General features: G+C 63.0%; 26 protein-coding genes. 12 read left to right on the top strand and 14 right to left on the bottom strand.

Going from position 1 to position 24,669, the window contains the following annotated elements:
- Positions 1-443: 443 nt before the first annotated feature.
- The 3 genes from Q8O35_RS13910 to Q8O35_RS13900 are packed head-to-tail and all read right to left on the bottom strand — an operon-like array spanning position 444 to position 2,422.
- A complete protein-coding gene (locus Q8O35_RS13910; protein WP_305574365.1) occupies positions 444-887 on the bottom strand; it encodes a universal stress protein in 444 nt (147 codons plus the stop codon).
- The gene (locus Q8O35_RS13905) at positions 887-1,285 is read right to left on the bottom strand and encodes a biotin/lipoyl-binding protein (RefSeq protein ID WP_305574363.1); all 399 of its coding nucleotides are present in this window, start codon (positions 1,283-1,285) and stop codon (positions 887-889) included. The genes Q8O35_RS13910 and Q8O35_RS13905 overlap by 1 nt, the downstream gene beginning before the upstream one ends.
- 12 nt (positions 1,286-1,297) lie before the next feature.
- Complete coding sequence (locus Q8O35_RS13900) at positions 1,298-2,422, bottom strand: YeiH family protein (protein ID WP_305574361.1); 1,125 nt, start codon at positions 2,420-2,422, stop codon at positions 1,298-1,300.
- 267 nt (positions 2,423-2,689) lie between these two features.
- Between Q8O35_RS13900 and Q8O35_RS13895 the strand changes: the two genes are divergently transcribed.
- Together Q8O35_RS13895 and Q8O35_RS13890 are read left to right on the top strand one after the other, a co-directional pair.
- Positions 2,690-5,116, top strand: coding sequence for a DUF3365 domain-containing protein (locus Q8O35_RS13895; RefSeq protein ID WP_305574359.1), 2,427 nt, complete (start codon positions 2,690-2,692; stop codon positions 5,114-5,116).
- A 21-nt stretch (positions 5,117-5,137) separates the two neighbouring features.
- Positions 5,138-6,535 carry a sigma-54 dependent transcriptional regulator gene (locus Q8O35_RS13890; protein ID WP_305574357.1) on the top strand — a complete coding sequence of 466 codons (1,398 nt, stop codon included), beginning with the start codon at positions 5,138-5,140 and terminating at the stop codon, positions 6,533-6,535.
- Positions 6,536-6,754: 219 nt separating this feature from the next.
- Here Q8O35_RS13890 and Q8O35_RS13885 read toward each other — a convergent pair whose 3' ends face one another.
- The gene (locus Q8O35_RS13885) at positions 6,755-6,916 is read right to left on the bottom strand and encodes a hypothetical protein (RefSeq protein WP_305574355.1); all 162 of its coding nucleotides are present in this window, start codon (positions 6,914-6,916) and stop codon (positions 6,755-6,757) included.
- Positions 6,917-6,967: 51 nt separating this feature from the next.
- The gene (locus Q8O35_RS13880) at positions 6,968-7,171 is read right to left on the bottom strand and encodes a hypothetical protein (protein WP_305574353.1); all 204 of its coding nucleotides are present in this window, start codon (positions 7,169-7,171) and stop codon (positions 6,968-6,970) included.
- A 171-nt stretch (positions 7,172-7,342) separates the two neighbouring features.
- Here Q8O35_RS13880 and selD point away from each other — a divergent pair, with 171 nt between their 5' ends.
- Complete coding sequence (gene selD, locus Q8O35_RS13875) at positions 7,343-8,404, top strand: selenide, water dikinase SelD (protein WP_305574369.1); 1,062 nt, start codon at positions 7,343-7,345, stop codon at positions 8,402-8,404.
- A gap of 126 nt (positions 8,405-8,530) precedes the next feature.
- On the top strand, positions 8,531-9,748 hold the full coding sequence (locus Q8O35_RS13870) for a glycosyltransferase (RefSeq protein WP_305574351.1): 1,218 nt from the start codon (positions 8,531-8,533) through the stop codon (positions 9,746-9,748).
- An 80-nt stretch (positions 9,749-9,828) separates the two neighbouring features.
- Here the strand turns inward: Q8O35_RS13870 and Q8O35_RS13865 are convergent, their stop codons facing one another.
- Positions 9,829-10,536 (bottom strand): response regulator, encoded by a 708-nt coding sequence (locus Q8O35_RS13865; protein ID WP_305574349.1) that lies wholly within the window; start codon positions 10,534-10,536, stop codon positions 9,829-9,831.
- 205 nt (positions 10,537-10,741) lie between these two features.
- Between Q8O35_RS13865 and Q8O35_RS13860 the strand changes: the two genes are divergently transcribed.
- Positions 10,742-10,951 (top strand): hypothetical protein, encoded by a 210-nt coding sequence (locus Q8O35_RS13860; RefSeq protein ID WP_305574347.1) that lies wholly within the window; start codon positions 10,742-10,744, stop codon positions 10,949-10,951.
- Positions 10,952-10,961: 10 nt separating this feature from the next.
- On the opposite strand, the gene Q8O35_RS13855 is transcribed toward Q8O35_RS13860, so the two are convergent.
- Positions 10,962-11,612, bottom strand: coding sequence for a hypothetical protein (locus tag Q8O35_RS13855; protein WP_305574345.1), 651 nt, complete (start codon positions 11,610-11,612; stop codon positions 10,962-10,964).
- A 342-nt stretch (positions 11,613-11,954) separates the two neighbouring features.
- Between Q8O35_RS13855 and Q8O35_RS13850 the strand changes: the two genes are divergently transcribed.
- The 5 genes from Q8O35_RS13850 to Q8O35_RS13835 all read left to right on the top strand — a co-directional run bounded on the left by Q8O35_RS13850 (position 11,955) and on the right by Q8O35_RS13835 (position 15,918).
- On the top strand, positions 11,955-12,806 hold the full coding sequence (locus Q8O35_RS13850) for a sulfide/dihydroorotate dehydrogenase-like FAD/NAD-binding protein (RefSeq protein ID WP_305574343.1): 852 nt from the start codon (positions 11,955-11,957) through the stop codon (positions 12,804-12,806).
- Position 12,807: 1 nt separating this feature from the next.
- Entirely contained in the window at positions 12,808-14,274 is a 1,467-nt protein-coding gene (gltA, locus tag Q8O35_RS13845) for an NADPH-dependent glutamate synthase (RefSeq protein WP_305574341.1), read from the top strand.
- Positions 14,275-14,760: 486 nt separating this feature from the next.
- Complete coding sequence (locus Q8O35_RS13840) at positions 14,761-15,447, top strand: recombinase family protein (RefSeq protein WP_371133142.1); 687 nt, start codon at positions 14,761-14,763, stop codon at positions 15,445-15,447.
- Entirely contained in the window at positions 15,353-15,565 is a 213-nt protein-coding gene (locus tag Q8O35_RS14870) for a hypothetical protein (RefSeq protein ID WP_371133141.1), read from the top strand. Before Q8O35_RS13840 ends, Q8O35_RS14870 begins: the two co-directional genes overlap by 95 nt.
- Positions 15,562-15,918 carry a hypothetical protein gene (locus Q8O35_RS13835; protein ID WP_305574339.1) on the top strand — a complete coding sequence of 119 codons (357 nt, stop codon included), beginning with the start codon at positions 15,562-15,564 and terminating at the stop codon, positions 15,916-15,918. The genes Q8O35_RS14870 and Q8O35_RS13835 overlap by 4 nt, the downstream gene beginning before the upstream one ends.
- A 212-nt stretch (positions 15,919-16,130) precedes the next feature.
- Here Q8O35_RS13835 and Q8O35_RS13830 read toward each other — a convergent pair whose 3' ends face one another.
- The 3 genes from Q8O35_RS13830 to Q8O35_RS13820 all read right to left on the bottom strand — a co-directional run bounded on the left by Q8O35_RS13830 (position 16,131) and on the right by Q8O35_RS13820 (position 18,534).
- Positions 16,131-16,856, bottom strand: a complete 726-nt coding sequence (locus Q8O35_RS13830; protein WP_305574337.1) for a hypothetical protein — start codon at positions 16,854-16,856, stop codon at positions 16,131-16,133.
- Between the two features lie 181 nt (positions 16,857-17,037).
- A complete protein-coding gene (locus tag Q8O35_RS13825; protein ID WP_305574335.1) occupies positions 17,038-17,292 on the bottom strand; it encodes a hypothetical protein in 255 nt (84 codons plus the stop codon).
- Positions 17,293-17,799: 507 nt separating this feature from the next.
- A complete protein-coding gene (locus tag Q8O35_RS13820) occupies positions 17,800-18,534 on the bottom strand; it encodes a hypothetical protein (RefSeq protein WP_305574333.1) in 735 nt (244 codons plus the stop codon).
- Positions 18,535-19,411: 877 nt separating this feature from the next.
- On the opposite strand from Q8O35_RS13820, the gene Q8O35_RS13815 reads away from it, so the two are divergent.
- Positions 19,412-20,428 (top strand): SDR family NAD(P)-dependent oxidoreductase, encoded by a 1,017-nt coding sequence (locus Q8O35_RS13815; RefSeq protein ID WP_305574330.1) that lies wholly within the window; start codon positions 19,412-19,414, stop codon positions 20,426-20,428.
- Between the two features lie 211 nt (positions 20,429-20,639).
- Here Q8O35_RS13815 and Q8O35_RS13810 read toward each other — a convergent pair whose 3' ends face one another.
- The 4 genes from Q8O35_RS13810 to Q8O35_RS13795 are packed head-to-tail and all read right to left on the bottom strand — an operon-like array spanning position 20,640 to position 23,941.
- The gene (locus Q8O35_RS13810; protein ID WP_305574328.1) at positions 20,640-20,882 is read right to left on the bottom strand and encodes an acyl carrier protein; all 243 of its coding nucleotides are present in this window, start codon (positions 20,880-20,882) and stop codon (positions 20,640-20,642) included.
- A 26-nt stretch (positions 20,883-20,908) separates the two neighbouring features.
- Entirely contained in the window at positions 20,909-21,898 is a 990-nt protein-coding gene (locus Q8O35_RS13805; RefSeq protein ID WP_305574326.1) for a 3-oxoacyl-ACP synthase III family protein, read from the bottom strand.
- Positions 21,899-21,901: 3 nt separating this feature from the next.
- Positions 21,902-22,918 carry a hypothetical protein gene (locus tag Q8O35_RS13800; RefSeq protein ID WP_305574324.1) on the bottom strand — a complete coding sequence of 339 codons (1,017 nt, stop codon included), beginning with the start codon at positions 22,916-22,918 and terminating at the stop codon, positions 21,902-21,904.
- Between the two features lie 18 nt (positions 22,919-22,936).
- The gene (locus Q8O35_RS13795; protein ID WP_305574322.1) at positions 22,937-23,941 is read right to left on the bottom strand and encodes a beta-ketoacyl-ACP synthase III; all 1,005 of its coding nucleotides are present in this window, start codon (positions 23,939-23,941) and stop codon (positions 22,937-22,939) included.
- 186 nt (positions 23,942-24,127) lie between these two features.
- Between Q8O35_RS13795 and Q8O35_RS14865 the strand changes: the two genes are divergently transcribed.
- Positions 24,128-24,289 carry a transposase gene (locus Q8O35_RS14865; RefSeq protein WP_371133139.1) on the top strand — a complete coding sequence of 54 codons (162 nt, stop codon included), beginning with the start codon at positions 24,128-24,130 and terminating at the stop codon, positions 24,287-24,289.
- Positions 24,290-24,669 lie beyond the last annotated feature (380 nt).

Below are 24,669 nucleotides of genomic sequence, written 5' to 3'. Positions count from 1 at the left end.
GGCGAGGCCAAGGGCACTAGGCTTGGGAGCATAATGAAGAGCGTGCGTGACGTGTTCGGGTTTTGGCTCAAGTGGGTTGTGCTGGGCGGCCGGGGCAAGGTCACCAAGGGCGCCATCGCCCGGCTCAATCCGGCAGAGTGGGGATCGATTTAGATGTCGGGGCGAGAGGAATATTCTTTGTATCGGGCCATAACGACTAAGTATAAAAGATCATTGAACTAGGAAATAGCGCTGCACATACCGTTCAGGGGGTCGATTTCTTGTAATCCGTGCTGAGGAATTCAATTTTTTATGCAGCTATTGCACTACCCCTGAATGGCAATCTAAAGGTCGCGCCGTGGCTCACGCTAGACTCGATGAGAACGGTCAGGGCTGTTGACACGCCGGGTGCTATATTTCTCCCCTTGACCGGGGTTAAGGGGCAGCGCCCCAGGTCTCCCGCTCTATTCTTCTCTTCTCACGAACAGCACGTCGCAGGGCGCTTTTTTTAGCACCTGCGTAGCGGCGTCGCGCATGACTTCGAGTCCGCGTCGGAAAGGCTGGCTCATGATCAGGGTGTCGTAGCCGCCCTCGGCGAGTTCGGCCAGGATGGCTTCTGGCACGCGCCCGGCGGTGGCGGTTTTGATGATGCAGTCAAGTCCTGCGGCCTGGGCGCGCTTCTGGAACGCTTCCACTGTGGCGCGCTCCTGTGCGTACTCGTCGTCGCGGGTGTATTCCAGAAACTTGCTGCGGGCCGTGCTGCCCAGCAGGAAGTCGGACCCGATATACACGCTCCAGCCGGTGTCCAGAACAAATAAGGCTGTGAGGCCCGCCCCCCGTTCGGAGGCGAGCCGCACGGCCTCGTCCATGGCCCGGGCCGAATCATCCAGGGCCAGCAGTATCTTCATCAGGGCAGGGTGCCCTTTTCATGGTCCATTACCAGGATGGCGTTCTTGCCCTTCTTGAGCACATCGCCTTCTTTGACGCCGACGGAGAGCACCTTGCCGTTGGTGGAGGCTTTCACTTCCTTGATGGCGAGTTTTTCCTCAAGCTGTCCGTTGACGAACTTCTTGTCCTTGTACTCGAAAGTGTAGAGCAGGTCGCCCTTTTTCACTTCCTGGTCGGTCTGCACGGCGATGGACACGAGCTTGCCGTCCTGGCTGGGCTTGATGGTGACGGTGGGAACCACATAAGCCATGTAAGTCAGGACAACGATCACCACCAAGCTGACGAACACCATGGCGGCGGCGTCTTCGTGGCGATCCGTCTTGAATACGGTCATTTTTCCTTTTGCTTTGTCAGACATGGAGTCCTCCCGTTAGAAGCTCGCGTCCTTGGACACGAAGAGCATGATGACGATGAGGGCCACGACATACTTGAGCGTGCCCGCGACCAGGCCGACGCGCAACGGCTTGCCGCCTGCCCTTCTCAGCTCGCGGAAGTCGATGTAGGCGCCCTGGCCCACCAGGCCGATGCCAAAGATCCAGCTCATTACCTCGCGCATGAGGTGCAGCGTGTTGGAGCCTTCAGCGCCAAGCCAACCCAGCGAGGACAGGGCGGTCATGCCGAAGAAGCCAATGACGAAGATAGGGAAGCGGTCCTTGAACACCTTGCCCAGGCTCATCTGCGAGCCGGTGGAGCAAGACTCGGCGGCCTCGGCCTTGCAGGCCCAGGTGGTGATGATGAACACCACGAAGGGAATGCTGATGACGCGCACGACGTTCCAAATTTCGCCGTAGGCCACTGCCGTGCCAGGGGCGAAGGTCGGGTTGAAGGCCAGACAGGTGGCCAGAACCTGGCCGGAGTTCAGGATGCCGGTGCCGACCCAGGCGCCGAACTGGTAGTCGCTCATGGACAGCGCCTTGCCAATGAAGGGGCTGATGAACATGGTCATGATGCCGAAGCCGAGGATGGTGGCGATGGCCAGGGCGACCTCGGAGGGCTTGGCGTTGACGCCGGGAGCCGTTGCAACCGCGGCGGAGACGCCGCACACGCCGCAAGAGGCGCCCATGACGCCGATCATGGAGCGCTCCATGCCGATGCGCTTGCCGTACCAGATGACGAAGAACACTGTGCCGAACACAAAGGTGGAGATGAGCAGAATGGCGATGCTGCCGACCTTAGCCAGCTTCTGCAAGGTGTACAGACAGCCCAGCATGATGACGCCGGACTTGATGAACAGGCGCGTGGTGCGGAAACCTGCCTCGGCCCAGTCGGGAATCTTGCCGCCAAAGAATACGTTGCGGTAGATGATACCCGCGATGATGGACAGAAGGATGTAGTTCAGGCTCAACACCTGCACCAGCCAGCCTTTCTGGCCGAAAACCACGGCGTCCTTCATCCACGGCTCCACATACGTGCGCAGCAGAAACAGGGTGCCGATCATGACGGCAAGTCCTGGCACGATGGCCAGTACTTTCGCAACACTGCTTTTTTCTTCCATTTTCTCCTCCGTTGACAGGGTAATCCGGCTAAGACGGCCCAAGGCGGGGCCGCCGTTCCCGGTGTATATCCAGCCAAGAGCAAGGATGGTGCCACTGCACGCCTCAACGGTAACTATAAGATATCACACATGATTTATCGCGCAAAGCCGCCCGCTGCTGCTAACCTGCGTTAGCATGCGGCGTCCTTGCGGCTACAGGGGTGCATCCAACCGTTGCCATCTGGTGAGCAGACACGTACAGAGGCTCAAACACAGGAGCGATACATCATGCGCCGCATCACTCCGCACACCCTGCAAACCAAATTCCTCGCCGGATTGGGCCTGGTCATGGCCCTTCTGGTAGGCTTCTTCGCCCTTACCCTGAATCTCCACCTGGAGCGCCTCATGGAGGGCGAGGCTCGGGCCAAGGCCGCGCTGATCCTCTCGCAGGTGGAGGCGGTGCAGGGGTACGTGCGCGCCACGCTCCGCCCCGCAATGTACCGCCTGCTGCCCGACAACCAGTTCGTGCTTGAGGCCATGAGCACCTCCTACGTCACCCGCGGCATCATGAGCGACCAGAACTTGACGAAAGAGGCCTTCACCTACCGCCGCGTGGGCGTGGGCGCGCGCAACCCGGACTACGAGGCGGACCAGCGCGAACGCGGGTTCATCGCCACCTTCGAGGCCGACCCTGAGCTCGTGCGCCTGGAGGAGTTCGTGGAGATCGACGGAGAGCAAAACTTCATCACCGCGCGGCCCCAACGCTTCGAGGCCGCATGCCTGCGCTGCCACGGCGATCCGGCCGAGGCCCCGCGTGAACTCATCGCACGGTACGGCCCTGAGCGGGGCTTCGGGCGCGAGGTGGGCCAACTCGCCGGCATCGACCTTGTGCGGCTCAAGGTCCAGCGCGACGTGGGCGACATCCGCGACGCCACCCTCTCCTTCGCCTTGCTGTTCGCCACGGGAATCCTGGTGTTGTTTCTGGTGATCCAGGGTTTCTTCCACCGCCTTGTGGTGCAGAGCCTGCGCCGGGTCACCGGGGTCATGCGCCGCCTGTTCCCCGAGGAAGCCAAAGAGGCCAAGGCCCTGCCCCCGGGCGATGACGAGATTGAAGACATTCTACACGGGTTCGAGGCCTTTGCCCAACATCTGCGCCAGGCCCGCCTGGACCTGACCGAATACGCCGCGACACTGGAGGACAAGGTGGCCGCGCGCACCGCCGCCATCAGCCATCTGGCCGATGAACGCAGGGCCGATGTGGCGCTGTTCGTGGCTCTTTTGAATAGCCTGAATGAAAGCCAAAACAAGAACCAGATGCTTGTCGCCGCACTGGCCCTCACAGCCCAGCGCTTCGGCGCTAACCGCGCGGGATACATCTGCGTGCTGGGGGCCTCGGACTACGCCTCCTGGCCGGAGCCGGACGCGGCCCCGGACCTGCCGGACGACTGGCATGATCTGGTGGCTGCGGGCGACCCGCGCCTGACCCCACGCGCCTGGTACATCCCGGTGCAGACCTCCGGCACCAGCCGCGGGCTGCTCTGCCTTCACTGGGACACGAGCCAGGAAAAAAGCGTGCGCCTTGCCGACCTGGCCCGCGCCATCGGCCAGCAGTTGGGCATCGCAATGGAGAACCTTGACGCCCTTGACAGCCTCTTGCGACAGAACGACCTCCTGTCCTCCATATTTGAGGGCATAGCCGACCCGCTGCTGCTGCTCGACACGGGCGGGGCCGTACTTTTGGCCAACACTACGGCGCGCAACCTCGCCGCGAGCCTGCCCGCCCCCTCCCCCACGAGAAGCGGGTCTGATGCGCCGAGAGGAGGGCACGGATTCGACGGCCTGCGCGATCTGCTCACCCTGGCCACTGGAAGCGGCGGCCGCGGGGAATTCGAGCTTGCCGATGGCCGCATCTTCGAGACCAGCCTCTATCCCATCCCGCAGCCAGGAGGCGGCTTGCGACACGTGGCCTCACTGCGCGAGGTGACCACCGAGCGCCGCATGGAAGGCCAGATGCGTCGCAACGAACGCATAGTGGCCGTAGGCCAACTGGCCGCCGGCCTGGCCCATGAAATCAACAACCCTCTCGGCGTCATCCGCTGCTACGCCGAGCTGCTCCAAGCCTCGCAGCAGGAAACCCAGGCCCAGGCGGACCTTGAGGTCATCATGCGCCACACGGACCAGGCCCGCCGGGTGGTGCGCGACCTGCTGGACTTCGCCCGGCCCAGGCCCGTCGAGCCCGGCCCAAGCGATCTGCACGCCGTGGCAGCCAGCACCCTTGAAGTGCTGAAGCCCCGCGGCAAGAACAACATGGCCACGCTGTCCCTGGAGGCCGAACCCGGCTTGCCCCAGGTGGCCGCTGGGGCGGAGGCGCTGGAACACATACTGACCAACCTGGCCATGAACGCCCTGGACGCCGTGGCTGGAAAATCCGGCGAAGCAGGGCAGGTGCATGTGCGACTGCGGCCCCACGGCGAAATGGTCGAGCTCAGCGTCTGCGACAATGGACCAGGCATCGCGTCGGAGCACCTGGACCGCGTGTTCGACCCCTTCTTCACCACCAAGGCTGTGGGCAAGGGCACCGGCCTCGGCCTGGCCGTCGTGTACAGCCTCGTGCGCGACCTGGACGGGAGCATCGAAGTGGAAAACGCCCCTTCGGGCGGCGCGTGCTTCCGCGTGTTGTTGCCTGCGGCCCGAACAGCTCCGACCCATGATTAGGACAAAGACGAGGAGACCCTAATGCCGCAACGCATTCTGCTGGTAGACGACGAGCCCGACTTCGCCCAGGGGCTGGCCCGACTTGTGGCCACAGGCTTCCCTGAAGTGGAGATATCTCTGGCGCACAGCGGGGCCGAGGCGCTGCCCAACATCGCCGCAGGCGGGGTTGGACTCATGCTCACGGACCTGCGCATGCCCGGACTGGACGGCCAGGAACTGCTGCGCCAGGCCCTGGAGGCCGACCCTAACCTCACGGTCATCATGCTTACCGGGCATGGCAGCGTGGAAACCGCCGTGGCCGCGCTCAAGGCCGGGGCCTATGACTTCCTCACAAAGCCCGTGGAGCGCAGCGAACTGTTCCGCGCCGTGGCCAAGGGCCTGGAGCGCGACCGCCTGCTGGGCGAGAACCGCAACCTGCGGGAACTGGCGCGGCGCTCCGAGCTGGAGCGCACCCTGGTGGGCCAAGGCCCGGCCATGCGGCGCCTGAAGGAATCCATGGCCGCCGTTGCCGCCTCCGACTATACAGTGCTGGTGCGGGGCGAATCCGGCACGGGCAAGGAGCTGGTGGCCGCAAGCATCCACCGCTTGAGCTCCCGCGCCACCCGGCCCTTTGTCACGGTGAACTGCCCGGCCATCCCGGAACACCTGTTGGAATCCGAGCTCTTCGGCCACGTGAAGGGAGCCTTTACCGGCGCGGACAAATCCCGCCGCGGACTCTTCGTGTCCGCGTCCGAAGGCAGCATACTGCTCGACGAAATTGGCGACATCCCCATGCCCGTGCAGACCAAGCTCCTGCGCGTGCTGCAGGAGCACGAGGTCCGCCCCGTGGGCTCCAGCGACACCGTCAAGGTCAACGTGCGCATTCTGGCAACCACCAACCAGGATCTCGAAGGGCGCATCGCCAGCGGGCAGTTCCGCCAGGACCTGTTCTACCGCCTGAACGTCCTCACCATCACCACACCGCCCCTGCGCGACCGCAAAGACGACATTCCGCTGCTGGCTGCGCACTTCCTGGCCCAAACCTGCGCAGAAATGCGCCTGCCGCCAAAGGTCCTCGGGCCGGAAACCGTGGCCTGCCTCACCGAGCGGCCCTGGCCCGGCAATGTTCGCGAACTCCAGAACTTCATCCGCCGCCTGGCCGTGTTCTGCCCCAATCCCCTGGTGGACATGAGCCACCTGCGCCAGGCCGAAGGCGGCCTGCCCGGACATGCGAACTGCTCCGGCCAGGCAGAACCCCTGGCTCCATACAAGGAAGCCAAGGCTCATGTGCTCGAAGGCTTCACCAAACGCTACGTGGAGCAGGTGCTCGAAATGTCCGGCGGCAACATCTCCGAGGCCGCGCGCATCAGCGGCATCGAACGCGTGAGCCTGCAAAAGATACTGCGCCGCATGGGCGCTGGCGTAAAGGGCGGCGAGTAGGGAGGAGAGAATGTTTTTCCGGGGGGATTGATTCCCCCCAGACCCCCTCAGGGCAAACGAAATGGCCGGGTTCGAACAGACGTTCGAACCCGGCCATTTCGTTTGCAGAGGTGTCGGGATGGGCGTGTTTCCAGCAACATCACCAACGAAAGCAGCAGAATGTCAGAGTGGTCATGTTTCCCGCGCCATCTCCAATACTCCCCAAACAAATGCTTCCCCTCAATCGGCCCGGCGCGGCTTTGCGGTGCGCAGCGCCGCGAAGCCGCGCCGGAGATTGACGGGGAGTCCGCAAAGCCGCCCACGCCAGCCCTGTCCGCGCCCATCGGCATCGCCCTCGCCGGGCGTCCCGCCCGGCGAGCCTGCGGAGTCCAGAGGGCGCATGCCCTCTGGCGGGGTCCAGGGGCGGCGCCCCTGGCTCTACCTATCGCGCGCCTATCTGCGTCCGTGCGGCGCCAGCTCAGGCAAAATGGCCCAGGCTGGAGGAGGCGCGGGGCAGACCGTGGTGCTGGCTCGCGACGCTTTGCCAGGCACCAGCCGCGCCAGGCAGTCCTGGCAAAGAGTGCCATCGGAGTGTTCGAAGAAGCGGTCGGTCCGGTTGATGGACCTTCCGCAGGCGGCGCAACTGTGTCGGATCATGCGGCCTCCCTAATTTGGGGTGCGTTGCTGGTGTTCCGGATATGCATCTCGCGTGCCTGGATGTTCAGCTTATCGGCGGATCATTCGCTTACTTAATGTCTGAAAGAGGAATTCCCCCTTGGCGGCCCTTGCCGGGTCTGGTATGAGGCTCCCATGGAAACATTCACACCCATGCCTCTGGCAGCGCAAAAGGTCCGTCTCACACAGGGCGTTCGCGCCGCTGGTTGAGCGGCAAAAGTTGCTCCAGGGGACCTGGAGCGTATACTCGGCGGCCTCTTGACGGGGCACGACGACCGCATTCTCTCGGGACCGCGCGGCGGTGGCGAGGACGCTGTGGTGTTGCGCTTTCCACCGGGGCAGGCATTGGTGCAGACTGTCGATTTCCTGACGCCGGTGGTGGACGACCCGTTCCGCTTCGGGCAGATCGCCGCAGCCAACGCCCTTTCCGACGTGTACGCCGTGGGCGGCGAACCGTACGCTGCCATGAACGTCTGCTGTTTCCCGGCGCGCAACACGCCTCCCGAGGTGCTTGCGGCCATCCTGCAGGGCGGGCTCTCCAAGATCCTTGAGGCCGGTGCGGTGCTCTGCGGCGGGCACAGCGTGGAAGACCCGGAAATCAAGTACGGGCTTTCGGTTTCCGGCGCTGTGGACCCGGACAAAATTTCCACCAACCGGGGCCTTAAGGCGGGCGACGTGCTCCTGCTCACTAAGCCCATCGGCACCGGGGTGCTGGCAACGGCCATCAAGGCCGGTCGGCCCGGAGCCGACCGCCTGGAGGAGCTGGTGCATTTCTGGTGCTCGCGCCTGAACCGCGCTGGGGCCAGAGTGATCCGCGAGCTGGGCATCAGGGCCAGCACGGACGTGACAGGCTTCGGCCTGGGCGGGCACCTGCTGGAAATGGCGGCATCAAGCGGCGTCACCGCCGAGGTGACCCTGTCGGACGTGCCTTTCCTGCCCGAGGCCCTGAGCCTCGCCACCCTGGGCCTCATGCCCGGCGGCAGCATCCAGAACCGCAACCATTATCTGCCGCGCACCCTGGTGCGGCCCGGTCTGGACGAGCTTCTCGTAACCCTGGCCTTTGACGCCCAAACCTCAGGCGGGCTCATCCTGGGCATGCCCGAGGACAAGGTGGCCCAGGCCCAGGCCATGCTTCTGGAGGCCGGCGATCTGGCGGTGCGCATCGGCCGCGCCGTGGACGCCCTGCCCACGGGTCAGGCGCTCTCACTGACATAGGAGAAAGCCGCCCTCCCCATCACAGCGGGTCCAGGGGGCGCAGCCTCCTGGCCTGCGGAGCATGAAACAGGCACCACGCCCTGGCCCTCCCTTCCCATCGTCCGCTCCATGCGCTAGGGCTCTTCCATGCCTCCCATACGCATCCTGCACCTCATCACCGGCCTTGGCCTCGGCGGAGCCGAGACCTGGCTGGCGCGCCTGCTTTCGCGGCTTCCAAGGGAGCGCTTCGACTGCCGCGTGGTGAGCCTGCTGGACATCACGGGCGAGCACGGCCAGCTTGTCGAGCGCATCCGCCATCTTGGCGTGCCGGTGGAGAGCCTGGGCCTGCGGCGCGGGGTGCCCAGCCCCGGCGCGGCCTGCCAACTCGTCTCTCTGCTGCGCCAGTGGCGGCCACAGGTGCTGCAGACCTGGCTGTACCATGCCGACCTGCTTGGCCTGCTGGCTGCGCGGGTCAGCGGTTGCGGCGCTGCGGTGAGCTGGGGCCTGCGCTCCGGGTACATGGATTTTTCGCGCTACTCCTTCAGCACGCGGCTCACGGTGCGCGCCTGCGCACTGCTCTCGGCCTGGCCCGAGGCAGTCACCGCCAATTCTCTGGCCGGGGCCGAGCACCATATGGCGGCCCTGGGCTATGTGCCGCGCAAACTGGTGGTGCTGGAAAACGGGGTGGACGGCGCGCTGTTCCGCCCCGCTGCTGAAGCCAGGCTGCGTTTGCGATCAGAGTGGGGCGTGGATGAAAACGCCCTGCTCATAGGGCTTGTGGCGCGGCTGGACCCTATGAAGGGGCACGCAGTGTTCTGCCAGGCGGCGCGGCTTGTGCTGGAGCAGTTCCCCTCGGCTCGACTGGTGTTCTGCGGCCCTGGCACGGAAGCGGCTGGACCAATCAGGGGGCAAGTCGACGGACGGGCCGGGGAGTTGGACGGTCTGCTGGCCCGGCACGGCCTTGAGGCTGCGGCCATACGCCTGGGCCGACGCGACGACATGGCGCAGGTGCTTGCGGCCCTCGATGTTCTGGCCCTGCCCTCTCTAGGTGAGGGCTTCCCCAACGCCTTGGCCGAGGCCTTGGCCTGCGGGGTTCCTTCAGCATGCCTGGATGTGGGCGAAGCGAGGCGCGTGGCCGGTCCGGGCGGCGTGCTGGCCGGAGCCCAGGCGTCTGGGCCTGACGCCTCAAGGGAGACGCAGGCAGCGGCCTTGGCGCAATGCCTTATGCAGGTGCTGGAGCTCTCGCCCCACGAGCGGATGGAGATGGGAGCCTTGGGCCGGGCGCACGTGCTTGCGCACTTCGGACTAGACGGGGCTGCGGAGCGCTGGGCAGCGCACTTCGAATCCCTGGCCGCAGGGCGCTAGCGGCAGACGATTTGAGCCATACTCATCAGACGACACTTCACATTACGACATCGGCAAGCTATCGATAGCGGCGTGTAGCCTTAGTTTTCTTCGGCTTTTGTGACGGGTTTGAAGCGGTATCCCACCCCGCGCACGGTCTCTATCCAGTCCGCATACGGGCCGAGTTTGCCGCGCAGGCGGCGCATGTGCGTGTCCACTGTGCGCGAGGTGCCGTCAAAGTCCGTGTCCCACACGGTATCCAGCAGGCGCTCCCGCGGGAGCACCCGGCCCTTGGACGCCACAAGCTCCTTCAAGATCTTGTGCTCCGTGGCCGTAAGCCCGGCGTCGGCTCCGTCCACTTGCACGGTGTGGGCCTCGAAGTCGATGGCCAACCCGCCTTCGCGGAAGCCTTCGGCCTGCCCCTCCTGCTGGGAGGAGCGCCGCAGCAGGGCCTTGATGCGCAGGAGCAGTTCGCGCGGACTGAAGGGCTTGGGCAGGTAGTCCTCGGCCCCAAGCTCCAATCCCACGATGCGGTCCACCTCATCTCCCAAGGCAGTGAGCATAATCACCGGCACAGAGCGCGTGCGGGCGTCCTGCTTGAGTCTGCGGCAGACCTCCAGGCCATCCATGCCGCCAGGCAGCATCACGTCCAGCAACACCAGATCCGGCTTGCTGCGCAAGGCTACGTCCAGCGCGACCTGTCCGCTGGAGGCAGTGCGAATGGTGTAGCCTGCGGCCTTGAGGTGATAAGCAAGCAGCTCCTGCGTTTCGGGATGGTCCTCAACAACCAGGATGCTTTTCTGCGGCACAGGAAGAACCTCCGGCCTGAAGGGTTGTAGCGCCCCAGGGGCTGGCGCTTCTCGGAGTACGAATGCGCTGGCTGTAAAGTTGTGGCCCCAAGGGACCGATACCACCAGTGTTGCGGGAACATATCCCCGCAGGACCACGCGCGCAAGAGCCCCCTGCGCAGGGCCTGCGCAGCCCCATTATCGCCCCAGACCACCGGGAGAGCGCATGTACTACCACGGATTCCAGAAGAAGTTCCCTTCAAGCGGCGCGCCGTGGACCAAGGGCGACGACCAGCTTGTGGGTCTGCTCTTCTCCAAGATCATCACCCGCACAGCCGGAGCGGCCCCTGGGGAGCCCCCCGCCCTTGCGGACGAGATGGCGCACAACCTCTTCGACCTGATGCTCTACATCAGCAAGGACTTTCACTCCTGCTGACGCATTGGCCTCAAGCCACGGCGGAAAGCATGGGGGGAGTTGTGCTGAAGTTGCTGGCGCAGGCCAGGTAGGCCCCGATGGCCTGACGCATGCGCGTGGCCGGAGGAACATGGTTTTGCCTGCCTGCTGGATTGGCGGATATTCCAGAGCTATTCGCCGCAGCGCCGCCCACGGCTTCGGGCGGGTTGGCTGCGCTTGCCGCAGAAGCGGTCGCCTGGCCGGTCTTCTGCGCGCCGCCGGAATTCAATGCCCCGTTGCGGCCGTAGGTCTGTCCGGCGCGACTGCGCTCCTCGACCTGCCTGCGCACAGCCTGGACAAGCTCCAGGTTGAAGATGCGGCTCGTGGCCTCGGCCTGCATGGCCTGGGCCTGCCGTCCGTCAACTCCGTCCTGACTGGCCGCCTCCAGCGTCGAAAGCGCAGCCACAGGGCCCTTGGTCTCCACCGCGCTTGACGTCGCCCCGCCAGCGCTTAGAGTCTGAGCGGCAGCAGCGGCCATGGCCTCGGTCCAGAGAACCCGCTCTGTGGAATAGCTGATGCCGAACGGCCCGAGATTGAGCGAAACCCGGCTCGTCTGAACCTGCGGGCGCGCGACAGCCTCAGCGCCTGCCCGGAAGAGGGGCGTCGCGCCTGCGGTGCTGTTGGTGCCGATGGTCAGCGTCATGGGCGTCTCCGGGTATTTCCCGGGCGTCCGGTCTGCCAAAAAAAGACCGGAAGCCGCAAATGCCGCCCTATGGTCCAGCAGCCAGTTCCGTAACCATTGCGATCAGCGGAACCTTTGCCACCCTCACTCCAGTGGAGGACCAGGGCAGAAGCGTCTTCCGTCCGTGGAAGCCAAGCTCGGGCCGCCGCGCCAAAAGGCATGCGGGGCAACGAGCCATGAACCACCAGTAACCACTGCGCGTCCTCTTTGCAAGCCCCTGCTGCCCAAAAAAGTTCGCGTGTTGCAATCGCCTTGAGGTCGGGCTACAGAAGCCCATCTTTATCAATACCGGAAGGTGTCCCAATGAGCTATCGCATTCTTGAGAAGAAGGTCCTGATCCCAGGGCAGACGACGCTCCTCGTCATCGAAGCGCCCCACGTTGCCGCCAAGGCCAAGCCAGGCAACTTCGTCATCCTGCGCACGTCTGAAAAAGGCGAGCGAATCCCTCTGACCATCGCCGACTGCGACGCCGAAGCCGGGACCGTCACCATCGTGTTCCTGGTGGTGGGCAAGAGCACCGCGGAACTCAACACCTTTGAGGAAGGCATGAGCCTCCCCGACTTCTGCGGCCCCCTGGGCAAGGCCACCCACATCGAGAAGCAGGGCACCGTCATCTGCGTGGGCGGCGGCACCGGAGTCGCGGCCATGCACCACATCGCCAAGGGGCACGCCGCAGCGGGCAACCGCGTTGTGGCGGTCATCGGCGCACGCAACAAGGACCTGCTGCTCTTCTGCTCGGAGCTGGGCAACTTCTGCCCGGAAGTGCTGGTGGCAACCGACGACGGCTCCCAGGGGCACAAGGGCTTTGTCACCGAGGTGCTGAGAACCCGCCTTGAGGAAGACAAGGACGTGAGCGAAGTCGTGGCCATCGGCCCGGTGCCCATGATGGAAGCCGTGGCCAAGGTCACCAAGCCCTTTGGCGTCAAAACCACGGTGAGCCTCAACTCCATCATGGTCGACGGCATCGGCATGTGCGGCGCCTGCCGCTGCACTGTCGGCGGCAAGACCAAGTTCGCCTGCGTGGACGGACCCGAATTCGACGGACATGAGGTGGATTTCGGCGAGCTGCGCCTGCGCCTCTCGCAGTTCCGCCCGCAGGAGCAGGAGTCCATGCAGCTGTTCCAGGAAAAGTGCAAATGCGCGGAGGGCAAGTAGAATGAGCGACGCACCCGAAAAGAAGGCCCCCCGCAAGGCCACGCCACGCACGGAAATGCCCGTGCAGCCGCCCTTTGTGCGCATCCAGAACTATCTTGAAGTGGCGGTGGGCTACACCGAGGCCGACGCCAAGGCCGAGGCCGCCCGCTGCCTGCAGTGCAAAAAACCCCTGTGCCGCCAGGGCTGCCCGGTCGAAATCGACATCAAGGGCTTCATCGGCGCGTTGCAGAAGGGCGACCTGCCCGGTTCCTACAAGGTGCTGCGCGACTACAACTCCCTGCCTGCCGTGTGCGGCCGCGTGTGCCCCCAGGAAACCCAGTGCGAGGGCATGTGCGTGCTCTCCAAAAACGCCGAGAAGACCGGCGGGCCCGTGGCCATCGGTCGCCTTGAGCGCTACGTGGCCGATACCTTCGCCGCACGAGTGGCCGATGGCGACGCCGCATGTCTCCAGATCACCGGCGAGGCCGCCTGCCGCATGATGCGCGACGACCTGAAGGTCGCCTGCATCGGCGCTGGCCCGGCCAGCCTCACCGTGACCGGATATCTGGCCGCCCTCGGCATCAAGGTCACAGTGTTCGAGGCCCTGCACGAGGTCGGCGGCGTGCTCGTCTACGGCATCCCCGAATTCCGTTTGCCCAAAGGCATCGTGCGGCGCGAAGTGGACGCCATGAAAGACCTTGGCGTGGAGTTCAAGACCAACTGGGTGGGCGGCAAGGCCTTCACCGTGCAGGAGCTTATGGACCAAGGCTACAAGGCCGTGTTCATCGGCGTTGGCGCGGGCCTGCCCCAGTTCATGAAGGTGCCGGGAGAGAACAGCATCGGCGTGTTCTCCGCCAACGAATACCTGACCCGCGTGAACCTCGGTCGCGCCTACGACTTCCCCAACTACGACACGCCCATCTTCAAGGCCGACGAAGTCTGCGTGGTGGGCGGCGGCAACGTGGCCATGGACGCCGCGCGCACCGCCCTGCGCCTGGGAGCGAAAAAGGTCTCCATCGTCTACCGCCGCACCAAGGCCGAAATGCCCGCGCGACTGGAAGAGCTTGAGCACGCCATCGAAGAAGGCGTGCAGCTCGAACTGCTCAACGCCCCCCTGGCCCTCAACGCCGACGAGAACAAGCGCCTCGTGAGCATGACTGTGCAAAAGATGCAGCTGGGCGAACCCGACGCCTCCGGCCGCCGCCGCCCCGAACCCATCGAGGGCCAGACCGCCGAAATCCCCTGCCAGCTCGTCATCATCGCCGTGGGCACCAAGCCCAATCCCATCCTGCTCGAAGCCACCAAGGGCCTGGGACTCAACAAATGGGGCTACATCGACGCCAACCCGGAAACCGGCGAGACCAGCATCCACAACGTCTTCGCCGGGGGCGACATCGTCACTGGCGCAGCCACGGTCATCAGCGCCATGGGCGCTGGACGCAAAGCCGCGAAAGAGATCGCCAAGCGGTTGCTGGGGCTGGACGCGTAAGAGAAGAAAAGCAGGGGCGCCGCCCCTGACCCCGCCAGAGGGCACAAGGCCCTGTGGACTCCCTGTGCCGCCGGATGGCCCCGCCCGCAAAGCCGGGCAGGTCATCCGGCGGAGTGTTTTCGGGGAGGCGAAAGCCGACTGTGGACGAGCAGTTAAAGAATCCTCTCGAAACATCTAGCGATGGTTGCACAGAACAACCATCGCCTCTTGGTGCCCAGGATATCACAACCCCGTCCCTGCAATCAAAAGGGCCTGATCCGAGCAACAGCTCGGATCAGGCCCTTTTGATTGCCCTGCGGGTCCAGGGGGTGCATACCCCCTGGCGGGGAGTCGGAAAAAATATCTTACCCAAAGCGAAACATACTTCGCCAGCAATTACTGAACATAGTCACTCTGGGCATCGCCAAGCACGGCCTGACCACCAAAATAATCCTGGCATCATGAAAAGACGAAGCCACAAGGTGTTCTCATGAATACTACACACCCATCCACTCCCACGGCGTCACAGGCATACATCATATCCGTCTGTCATCGCCGAGCCAAGCCCGGGGCGACGGCGAACGTCGGCAGCTCGACGCAGCCGTGCGATTCGAAGAAACCCATGGCCTGCCAGTCGCCGAAACTTTGCAAGACATCGGCGTTTCGACATTGCGTGGCGACAACGCCCTGACAGATGAACTCGGCCGCCTCCTCCAGCGATGCGAGAGCGGTGAAATCCCGCCGGGCTCAGTGCTTGTGGCGGAATCCCTTGACCGGCTGACCAGAAACCGCGTGAACGAAGCACTGCTGTTGTTGTTCAACATCACGCAGCGCGGCTTCAGAATCGGCATCACCGCCCAAAACGTAATCTTGGACCTCGCCTCACACGCCGCGTTCTTCTCGATCCTGGCGGACATGATGCGGTCAAACAACGAGAGTGAGCATAAGTCCCTCAGATCACGAGCGAACTTGGAAACAAATCGCAAAAAGGCGAAAGGTGGCGTCATCGTGACGAGCCAAGTTCCGCGTTGGCTTGTAGTGCATGACGGCAAAATTCATGTGCTCGAAGACCGCGCACAGCTCACGCCGCATTTTCGAGATGTACGTTGGAGGCTATGGGCGCGGCGTCATCGTCCGGACGCCCATCAAAGAGGGTTTCGCGGCGTGGAACACGCGGAAGCCCGTGTGGCATGAGAGCTACATCAACAAGCTGTTGTGCAATCGCGCTGGCGGCGGAAGACTCTACGCAGTTCCGCGAGCGCTCCGAACTGACACGCTTGCGACGGACTCCTGCCTGGATACGTCGATATGAGCGATGAAGCCGTTTACGCTCGGCGCGCCAGAATCGCGATGCAGTTGCGCAGCGTGGTCGAGTCGATCACTTGCAGCCCAGACGAGGGCGTCAAGTTCGTGATGAAAACTGACACGACTTATGAGCTTGTGGGAAAAGACTGGATTTGCACGCGAAAGGGCCCCATGAGCCCATCGGGCAAGCCGTCTATTGCTCGGTCTTTCGTCGGGCGTACGATGTGGCAGCTCGGACATGATGAAGAAGCCGCTTCTGTCGGGGAAGAGGGAAGCACGAGCGCCTGCTCCGATCATCCACGCAACGCGCAAGAGCAAACGAAGCCTTGCCGCCACAAGCAAAAGGCCCCGGAGCGCTGACGTGCTTGCCAGACCTGCTCACGCCGTTCTTCCAGATGACAGTTTCGAGGGTGGGGCCGGTCTTGAGCGACAGCACTTCGCTGCCGGGATTCTTGCCGAGGAACCGCAAGACGAGTTCCGGCGTGAGTGTGACATGCACTCGCTTGGGAAACATGGCTTCCATCCTCGCCGCGGACCGAGGTGCTTTTCCGTCCGGAGCGGCAGGCAGCCAGTCAGGCCAAGCGGCGCCATTCCGTTGCACGAAGCGCGTGGCCAGGGCGTCGGGGTAGGCGGCGGCGAGGATGATCCCGGCGGAACTTGCGAACGAAAGGATGGCGCTGGATGAGTTCCGCGCAAAATCGCCGTTCTCCCACAGCAGCCCGACTGCCCGGAAAGGCGGCTTGAGCGGATAGATGGGACGAAACGAGCATGCCATGCGTCGTCGCAAGGCGGGCCACGATGTAGCCGTTCGCCGTCGGCCAGGCGCCGTAGTTTTCCACCCAGTCCGGAAGGCGAAGCGACCTGTAATCGAACAGCGCTTCGGGGACCGCCATGTCGAAGTTCGCTTCGGCGGCAGCGTCGATCGCCCGTACGATTGCTTCGCCGCGCGTCAGCTCGCGGGCGTTGGCGATGCTGCGCGCCTTAAGTCGCACATTGTCGCGCACGGCGGTCCGGAACATGCGCCCCTTACGGTCGAGGCAGCCGACAAGCCGCACCTGGTCGTCGATGCCGACGACAAGCCACCGCGTTTGCACGGCCCGGCAAGGCCCGCCGGTGCGGCGTGACAGGGCGGGAACGACCACACAGTCGGACAGCGTGAGTAGAATCATGCTGGGCAAAGACAGGTGGACCATGGCGAATCTCCTGGTCGCGAGTGAAAAGGGATCCATGATCTCCCAGAAGTCGCTCAAGAAGTCGACCCAGAGAATCTGATATTCGAGGCTCTCGAATCCTGGCATTCCTGGCCATTTTGAGGCTGCATACATTCATTTCACGCAACTTCAGAAGGTTGCCGCATGATGCCGCAGTTTAAACCCCACCATCACTCCAAACCTCAGCAAGTGAGCAGGAGCTTGCGTTCCCCATACACATGGCATTGCCAGCGGCATGCTAGGCATCGGAACATGATGAAGGGCCTGTTCAGCCTGCCAGACCGATGGGCGGCGGCAGCCCCGACTGCATGCCTGGCGTTCTGCGCCAGCGTTTTCGAGGAGAATGCGGGATACGGCAGCATTTCGCCCTGGGCAGGCTCGCATGGCCGATGAAGGCGCTTTCAAGAGAGTGAGCCGCCGGGAAATGGACTTGCAGCACGCGCTGCGGAGTGGCAGCAGCGACGAAGAGGAGCAGCAGGCCAAAAAGCGCGAGCAGAAGGATGACAGTGACGAGCGCCGGCATCAGGACAGACCGGGCGCGCTACGGTTGCGGGCTGGCCGTTTTCGCCGCCGGGCTCAAGCACGTCCCATAGCTTGCGCAGGTATGACGCGGAGACGGAAATGCGCAGCTGCTTCGAGAAGTAACGCGCGATGAGCCTGAAACCGAGGCCTTGCCCGTTCAGCTCACGCACCAGCGCCCATCTGTGCAGCACTTTATCGCGCAAAGGAGAAGGCCGCTCGTTCCGCAGGTTCCGAGCGCGGGACTCGCGTACTCGCTGAAAATACACGAGTTGCTCCTGCCTAGCAGCACGGAAGCCACGCCGCCGAATCGTGTCGAAACCGAAACGGCGGATTGCGCCGAGCAACGCGACGTACGGAGTCGACGGCGAGGTCGAGGCGCATGCGGCGAAGGCGTCGGTCAGGATGCGCTCGCGGTCGGACTCGGCGAGGCCGGAGAGCCAGCGCAGCGCTCGAGTGCGTTCCTTTACCGTGTACAGGCCGACGGATGCGTCACGAGCTTCGGCACATTCTACCTCAAGTACGTGTCCACGCTGTCCATGCGGTTGTGCACGATCTCGTTCGCGACGGCCTGTTTCGCCTCCTCGTGCGACAAGCCGCCCACAAAGGCTTCGTGCATGCGCGCCTGCGCAAAGCTGTGCTTCAGACCGTGCGTACCCCGGCCAGGCGCATACTGCCCCGTTGCTCTGGCAGCGGCTTCGACGGCGCGCAGGAACGTGCGGTAAGGTGAAGCGAGTTGGGCGTGCTCCGCGATGTACGCTTCAAGCTCGCGGTACGTCGACGGCTGCACAAAAGGCTCGGTGTGCTTGCCGCCCTTCTCGGTGACAACGATACGCCCGGCGGCCGCACCGGAGACAGGGTCCGTTCCCATGCCGAGCAGGTTGGAGGCCGTGAACGGATTACTGCCGTGCGCTGGCGCGCCCACGCCCACCGCTCTGCAGCCCGACTCGCCCATGAGCTTCGCCTGAAGCCGAAGGCCAACGTCCTGAATGGCTGCGAAGAGGCCTGCGGGGTCGGGGTACGCGCGGGTCGTGTAGCCGCCGGAACGCGCCGCTAGTTCTATGCGCCAATACGCCTTCTCTTTCGCCAGGGCTATGCGGATGGGCGCCGCCGACTCGCTGCCGTGGCGTTCGGCGTAGACGTCCAACGCTTGGGAGAGCTTCGTGAGCGCCAAAACTTCACGCTCGATGGTCTGGAAAGAACCGCCAGCGTCGCGCAGTGCCTGGCCACGGTCGGCGATGTACATGCGGGCACCGTGGATACTTGCTGTGCCTGGCGAAGGTGCGCAGCCCAGCGCGGTGCAGGAACTCGACGAAGCGATGGATGTCGCGACGGTAGACGTCCCACGTGCCAATGCCACGAATACACCGCCGGTCAACGCGGCCCTTCTTCCTACCAACGTCGCGGATGCCGCCGAGGAGCGCCTCCGCTTGGGAGTGCAGCGACTTCGACCACCTGTTTGCACCCATCTTCTTGTCCTTCCTTTCGTTCCGATCCGCCGCTTCTTCTGTTGAGTAGTGTGCTCTTTCTGCGAGCCTGGCTCGCGCGCCAGTCTTGCCAGCATGGGCGTCAAGGGGATTCCCTAGGCAGCGGCGGCAGCAACTCCGCCGATACATTTTCTCTGCAGCTCCTCCTGCAGATGGTTGCGGATTGGACTGTCCGGTGGTTCTGCTCGCGGTATGCGAGCGATTCTGGGCCTTGAGGCGACTTCCTGATCACCCCAGCAAACTGTTGGTGGGCGATTTCAGCCACTTCGTCGAGCGGGCGACTGTTCACCAAGCGAAATGCTTCGAAGCCCAAAGCAGAACAGAGGCACAGAGTCGCCTGCGCCCTGGGCTGAAAAAAATGAAAGCGCCGGAGAATGGGTTTTTGAAGGAGGCTGTGAAATTGGCGGGGCGGAGGCTTCACGGATCAAATCGAATGGGAAGAGGGCGCGCGTCGGTGCGCGGTGATGCTGCGCAGCCCGGTGCGCGCACAAAAAGGCGGCGCGGGCGCGCTTACGCTTGACACCAATGCTTGGCGCGCCGTGAGTTGGTTGCGTGCGACGGCGAGGGGAGCGACTCTTGCTCGGGCTCCGGGGAGTAGGGTGATCTTGTCACTTTGCCAAATGTGATTCCCCGGAAATGGCACTTCTCCTGGAAAATTCGACAGCTTCAACCTCAGGATATTTATCTCTTGAGAAAAAAGTGCTATTGAAAATGATCAATGCACTAGGTGTAAACCCTAGATGTGTAACCTCGCAAAATCAAGGAAACGGACAGGCAATGCAGGAGTTTCAAGGCAAGGTTGCGGTGATTACGGGTGCAGCAAGCGGCATCGGGCGTGGAATAGCTGAAAAATGTGTCCGCGAGGGGATGAAAGTAGTCCTCGCCGACATTGATGACGCCCTTCTCACCAAGGCAGAAGCTGAGCTGAGATCCTTGGGTGGAACGGTGCTTGGTGTAAGAACAGATGTTTCGAAAAGGAATGACGTTGAGTTGCTGGCTCGCAGAACGCTTGATGCATTTGGCCAGATTCATCTGCTCTTCAATAACGCCGGTGTTACTGCAAGCGGGGTACCGTGGGAGGCAACCTGGAATGATTGGGAATGGGTAATCGGCGTCAATCTATGGAGCGTGATTCATGGCGTCAAGGTATTTACGCCGCTGATGCTTGCACAAAACACAGAGTGCCATATCATCAATACCTCCTCTCTGGCTGGGTTAATGGCCGGTGCAGGCTCCGCTCCCTACGCAGCGACGAAGCATGCCGTGGTCGCCATCTCTGAATGCCTTTACCTCACACTCCAAGAGCAAAAGTCACTTGTCAAAGTATCGGTTCTGTGCCCGGGGTTGGTGCGGACAAACATCGCCAATGCGGAGCGGAATAGACCTGAGGGCTTGCGTGATGAACCGGTCACGCGGACCCCTGAAATGCAGGCCCATATCGTCGCATTCAAGGCTGCAATCGAGGCGAGCATGTCTCCACAGCAAGTCGCTGACATCGTCTTCGATGCGATTAGAAAAGAACAGTTCTATATTCTTCCTCATCCCGAATATACAGAAGTCATCCAACTGCGAACGGACAAACTGCTCCACCTAGAGAATCCGGTAAGCCCTTTTGCGGCGATTGCGAAACTCATGAAATTTACCAGCACCTAAACGAGCGTTCAACCGGAGCCGCCGCAGCTTTCAGATTGGACAACGTCAGAGGGTGTGAGTTCAAATCTCATCGGCTCAGACGTCAATATCCATTCATGAGGGGAGGCCTTCCCCTGTCTTTGCGGGAAGAAAAGGCCCAGCCGGGACTGTCTTTTCCGGCCGGGCCAGACGGCTATCCGCCCCGCTTTCTCCCTGGCTCAGTTCCGCTGGCCTAGGCCTCGAGGTACTTATCCAGGTAGGCCAGGGTCAGACGGAGGGTCCCGGCCGCCTGGGCGTCATCCTTGCTGGCCTGGATACCAAAGGCGTCCTCGGTCATCACCAACAGCTCCACCATGGCCAGGGAGTCCAGGCCAAGGTCCTTGTTCAAATCTGCGTCCAGGGTGATCATGTCCTCCGTGATCTTGCCCTCGCCCACTTTTATGATCAATTGCTTGACCTTTTCTTCTCTGGTCATTGATGTCTCCTTTCCGGATTGTTTGTTTACGTAGCCGAACCCCAGCGCAATAAAATCGATCCCCAGCTGACTCCGGCGCCGAAGCCGGTCATCACCAGTCGGTCCCCGGTTTTGATCCGCCCCTGGACCACGGATTGGTGCAGGGCGACAGGAAGGGCGGCGGCGGAGGTGTTGCCACAGTCCTCCATGGCGATAACGAAACGATCCAGCGGCAGTTCCAAACGCCTAGCCGCAGCCGCGATGATCCGGCGGTTGGCCTGATGGGGGATGAACAGATCTACATCCTCCACGCCCAGCCCGGCCTTGCGGATGACTCGCAGGGCCGAGTCCCCCAGTGTGCGCATAGCGAACATGAAAATCCGCCCTCCGTCCATGCGCACAAATTCCTGCTTTCCCTCCAGGGTTTGCCGGGAAAATGGCAGACGGCTCCCGCCGGCCTCAACAATCAGGGCGTCGTAGTCCTCGCCGTTTGAGCCCACTTCGCTTGCCAAAAGCCCGTATCCTTCGGCCACCGGCCCGAGCACCACCGCCCCTGCACCGTCGCCAAACAGCAGCAGGCTGTCCAGGTCCGTGGGGTTGATGAAGCGGGACAGCACCTCAGAGCCCACCAGCAGCACCTTGGAGGCGAGCCCGGTGCTGACCAGAGAGCACCCGACCATGAGGCCATAGACGAACCCCGCGCAGTTGGCCTTGAGGTCGAAGCAGCCTGCTGTCGGAATCCCAAGCCCCTTCTGGACCAGGACCGCCGTGGAAGGGGTGGGATGGTCCCCGGTGTTTGTGGCCACGATGACCATCCCGATTTCCTCCGGGGCCGCGCCCGCGTTCTCCATGGCCTGCCGGGCAGCAGCTATGGCCAGGTCTGAACAAGCCTGTTCCGGCGCGGCGACGCGGCGGCGCCGGATGCCGGAAAGGGCGAAGAGCTCGTCCGGGGGCAAGCCAAAACGCTCAGCCAACTCCTCGTTGGTCAGCGCCCCCTCGGGCAGATGGATTCCAGTCCCCAGAATACCCGCCTGCATAACTTACCTCGTTTGCCGGCGCTTGGCCGCTTCCTGGTCGTCACGGATGAACCCAAGCAGGCCCCGGGCCGTTTGGGAGTATAACTTGATGCCTTCATAATCCGGCTCTTTTCCAAGAACCTGCTGGAGCATGATCCCGTCCGCCCCGAACCAGCGCGGGAACAACCCCCCAAGGGAAAAACCACGTTCCCTCATTGCCTCCACGGCTGCGCCGATGCAGGGAACTGCCATGGAAACGACAACCTGGAGGCTCACCACTCGACGTTGGTGGGCCTCGGCGAGCAGCTTGTCCAGCCAGGATCCCCAGTCGGCCCCGACCTCGTTGACTGAGAGCTTCCAGGTGCGGGAAGACTCGTAATAGCTGCTGGTGCTCGCCGTGGCCCCGCCCTCGGGCAGGGGCAGGCTGGAAGTCAGGAATTTCCTAGGTTGCAGCGGTTGGGCAAGACGCTGGAGCAGGTCCGCGTACCGATGTGGCAGACAGACCGGTTCCGGTTGGCCGGTCTGTTCATAGAACTGCAGCACGCAGGCCACCCGGTCGGTGCTCGGTCGGTGCTCGGCGAAGCTGGCCCCATCCAACTGGTCCAACTCGATGGCACAGTCGTGGAAGCCGAGCTTGGCGCACCCCACTTGGGTAAAGTAGTGGTGGCAGACCGATTCGCTGTAGTATCCGTCGGGCGGAGGCCCAGGCAGCTTCCCAGGCTGTTTGAAGTACTCCATAAGGGACCAGCCCAGTCGGTCGTCTCCGCGTCCCGGGATCAGCACCAGATTACCCCCTTCCCAGAGCAGGGGGTTGGGGGCGTTTCTGTAGACGGAGGCGTAGCCGATGGCCTCCTGGCCCTGGTCAAAGGCCAAGGCCGCGCACAGGCGACCGCCCTCGATCTCGGCCATGAGTTGGTCGGCGTGGTAGACGTAGCGCATGGGAAAGGATTCACCGTAGATGGCCCGGAAGACATTGGCCGCTCCCGCTGCCGTGTCCGCAGTGACCGTGGTGATGGAGTAAGGTGAATCAGTCTGGCCCATTCTCGCGTCTCCTGTCCGTCAGCAAGATGTTGCCGGATCGTACCAGCGAAGCAGGCACGATCCCCAACTGAGCCCCGCGCCGAAACCGGCTAACAGGAATAGACTTCCGGGGGGTATTCTTCCCCGCTCCACGGCGTGATGCAGGGCGATGGGTATGGAGGCGGCCGAGGTGTTGCCACAATCCTCCATGTCCAGAATCACTTTCTCCATGGGTAAGTTGAGTCTGCGGGCTGCAGCCTCCACGATGCGGCGGTTGGCCTGGTGCGGGATCAGCAGATCCACGTCTGCCATGGTCAGTCCGGTGCGGTCCAGCACGCGCCCGACCGATTCACCGATCACCCGCATCGAGAATCTGAAGACCTGGTAGCCATCCATGTGCACAAAAGGACCGGGCTTGACCGTGCTTCCGGCGGGGACCGGTCGGCTTCCCTCCGGCCCGGGTAGCCACACAGCCTCAAATCGGGATCCGTCACAGCCCATGTCGCTGGCCAGCAGACCGCAGCCATCAGGCACTTGGCCCACCACCACGGCCCCGGCGCCGTCGCCGAACAGGATGGCGGTTGCCGTATCATCCGGGTCAACCACCCTGGAGAACTTGTCCGCGCCGATCACCAAGGCCTTGGCGCAGAAACCGGAGGACACCAGATGGCAGGCCGTAGCCAGGGCGTAAACAAAGCCGGAGCAGCCCGCAGAGAGGTCGAAGCACATGGCCTGAGGGATGTGCAAGGCCTGCTGGATCAGGGCGGCCGTGGCCGGGCCGCCGGCATCGGGGGTCGAACTGGCCATGATGATCAGGCCGATTTCCTCAGGAGCGGTTCCGGCCTGTTCCAGGGCCTGCCGCCCCGCCTCCACGGCCATTCCGGAAGACAACAGCCCGGCCGGGGCTATGCGCCGGACAGCAATCCCGGTCTGCTGGAATATCCATTCCGGGGTCACCGCCAGCCGCCTGGAGAGTTCCTCGTTGGTTAGGACCCCCTCCGGCAGATATGCGCCTGTACCTATGATCCCCGCCGCCGTGCACATGTTGTCCCCCTTGCATATAGGAGCAGCCATCGCAGAAAAAGCACAGTCCACTCATTGAAACCGAAAATGAAAAATAACCAAAATTATGGTGCCTTGGCAAGTTGATCTGCTTCCCGAAAACTGGACCATCCAAAATATTTTCATTCTCAGTTAGATTTGGCTCACCCCAAACCGGAGGAATATTCCATGAAGAAATCGCGGTTCACGTATTCGCAGATCGCATTCATCCTGCGCCAGGCCGGGAAAGGGACGTCCATGGAGGAGGTCTGCCGCAAAGCCGGCATCTCCGCCCAGGCCTGCTACCCCGCTGGCGCAACAAGTACGGCGGCCTCATGCCCTCGCAGGTGAAGCGGCAGAAACAGCTTGAAGAAGAGAATATGCGCTTGAGGAGCCTTCCGTCCGTCCTGGTCCCTACTTGTGCGAGGATGCTGTGCACGAGCCAAACCCGCAACACCTGATCTTAGCCCCCCCACCAGACGTGGCGTTCCTGCCCGCCCCAGAATGACGTACTCTCAGGCGGACGCAAGCCTCGCTACGACGATTGGTCGGGGTGACCATTCCCATTCTGTTCAGGTGTTACATTTAATCTCTTGACCGGGGTTAAGGGACAGCGCCCCTGGCAGCGTCCTGGAGGCAGAGCCCCAGGCGTTCCAGGCTACTCCGTATCGTCCAACATGCTCAAATCGCCGGGCGCCTCGCCGGTTTCCTCGGCCTTGAGCACGCGGCGC

Origin of the sequence: Humidesulfovibrio sp., from assembly GCF_030689645.1 — a bacterium.
Classification (GTDB): Bacteria; Desulfobacterota; Desulfovibrionia; order Desulfovibrionales; family Desulfovibrionaceae; genus Humidesulfovibrio.
Note: the sequence above shows the minus strand (reverse complement) of the source record. Positions and strands in the feature narration are given on the sequence as shown.

What these genes read in the sequence shown, in the direction of transcription:
- Q8O35_RS13910 (WP_305574365.1), bottom strand. Translation starts at nt 887, where the DNA reads ATGAAGATACTGCTGGCCCTGGATGATTCGGCCCGGGCCATGGACGAG.
- Q8O35_RS13905 (WP_305574363.1), bottom strand. Translation starts at nt 1,285, where the DNA reads ATGTCTGACAAAGCAAAAGGAAAAATGACCGTATTCAAGACGGATCGC.
- Q8O35_RS13900 (WP_305574361.1), bottom strand. Translation starts at nt 2,422, where the DNA reads ATGGAAGAAAAAAGCAGTGTTGCGAAAGTACTGGCCATCGTGCCAGGA.
- Q8O35_RS13895 (WP_305574359.1), top strand. Translation starts at nt 2,690, where the DNA reads ATGCGCCGCATCACTCCGCACACCCTGCAAACCAAATTCCTCGCCGGA.
- Q8O35_RS13890 (WP_305574357.1), top strand. Translation starts at nt 5,138, where the DNA reads ATGCCGCAACGCATTCTGCTGGTAGACGACGAGCCCGACTTCGCCCAG.
- Q8O35_RS13885 (WP_305574355.1), bottom strand. Translation starts at nt 6,916, where the DNA reads ATGCGCCCTCTGGACTCCGCAGGCTCGCCGGGCGGGACGCCCGGCGAG.
- Q8O35_RS13880 (WP_305574353.1), bottom strand. Translation starts at nt 7,171, where the DNA reads ATGATCCGACACAGTTGCGCCGCCTGCGGAAGGTCCATCAACCGGACC.
- Q8O35_RS13870 (WP_305574351.1), top strand. Translation starts at nt 8,531, where the DNA reads ATGCCTCCCATACGCATCCTGCACCTCATCACCGGCCTTGGCCTCGGC.
- Q8O35_RS13860 (WP_305574347.1), top strand. Translation starts at nt 10,742, where the DNA reads ATGTACTACCACGGATTCCAGAAGAAGTTCCCTTCAAGCGGCGCGCCG.
- Q8O35_RS13855 (WP_305574345.1), bottom strand. Translation starts at nt 11,612, where the DNA reads ATGACGCTGACCATCGGCACCAACAGCACCGCAGGCGCGACGCCCCTC.
- Q8O35_RS13850 (WP_305574343.1), top strand. Translation starts at nt 11,955, where the DNA reads ATGAGCTATCGCATTCTTGAGAAGAAGGTCCTGATCCCAGGGCAGACG.
- gltA (WP_305574341.1), top strand. Translation starts at nt 12,808, where the DNA reads ATGAGCGACGCACCCGAAAAGAAGGCCCCCCGCAAGGCCACGCCACGC.
- Q8O35_RS14870 (WP_371133141.1), top strand. Translation starts at nt 15,353, where the DNA reads ATGTACGTTGGAGGCTATGGGCGCGGCGTCATCGTCCGGACGCCCATC.
- Q8O35_RS13835 (WP_305574339.1), top strand. Translation starts at nt 15,562, where the DNA reads ATGAGCGATGAAGCCGTTTACGCTCGGCGCGCCAGAATCGCGATGCAG.
- Q8O35_RS13830 (WP_305574337.1), bottom strand. Translation starts at nt 16,856, where the DNA reads ATGCCAGGATTCGAGAGCCTCGAATATCAGATTCTCTGGGTCGACTTC.
- Q8O35_RS13825 (WP_305574335.1), bottom strand. Translation starts at nt 17,292, where the DNA reads ATGCCGGCGCTCGTCACTGTCATCCTTCTGCTCGCGCTTTTTGGCCTG.
- Q8O35_RS13820 (WP_305574333.1), bottom strand. Translation starts at nt 18,534, where the DNA reads ATGTACATCGCCGACCGTGGCCAGGCACTGCGCGACGCTGGCGGTTCT.
- Q8O35_RS13815 (WP_305574330.1), top strand. Translation starts at nt 19,412, where the DNA reads ATGGCACTTCTCCTGGAAAATTCGACAGCTTCAACCTCAGGATATTTA.
- Q8O35_RS13810 (WP_305574328.1), bottom strand. Translation starts at nt 20,882, where the DNA reads ATGACCAGAGAAGAAAAGGTCAAGCAATTGATCATAAAAGTGGGCGAG.
- Q8O35_RS13805 (WP_305574326.1), bottom strand. Translation starts at nt 21,898, where the DNA reads ATGCAGGCGGGTATTCTGGGGACTGGAATCCATCTGCCCGAGGGGGCG.
- Q8O35_RS13800 (WP_305574324.1), bottom strand. Translation starts at nt 22,918, where the DNA reads ATGGGCCAGACTGATTCACCTTACTCCATCACCACGGTCACTGCGGAC.
- Q8O35_RS13795 (WP_305574322.1), bottom strand. Translation starts at nt 23,941, where the DNA reads ATGTGCACGGCGGCGGGGATCATAGGTACAGGCGCATATCTGCCGGAG.
- Q8O35_RS14865 (WP_371133139.1), top strand. Translation starts at nt 24,128, where the DNA reads ATGAAGAAATCGCGGTTCACGTATTCGCAGATCGCATTCATCCTGCGC.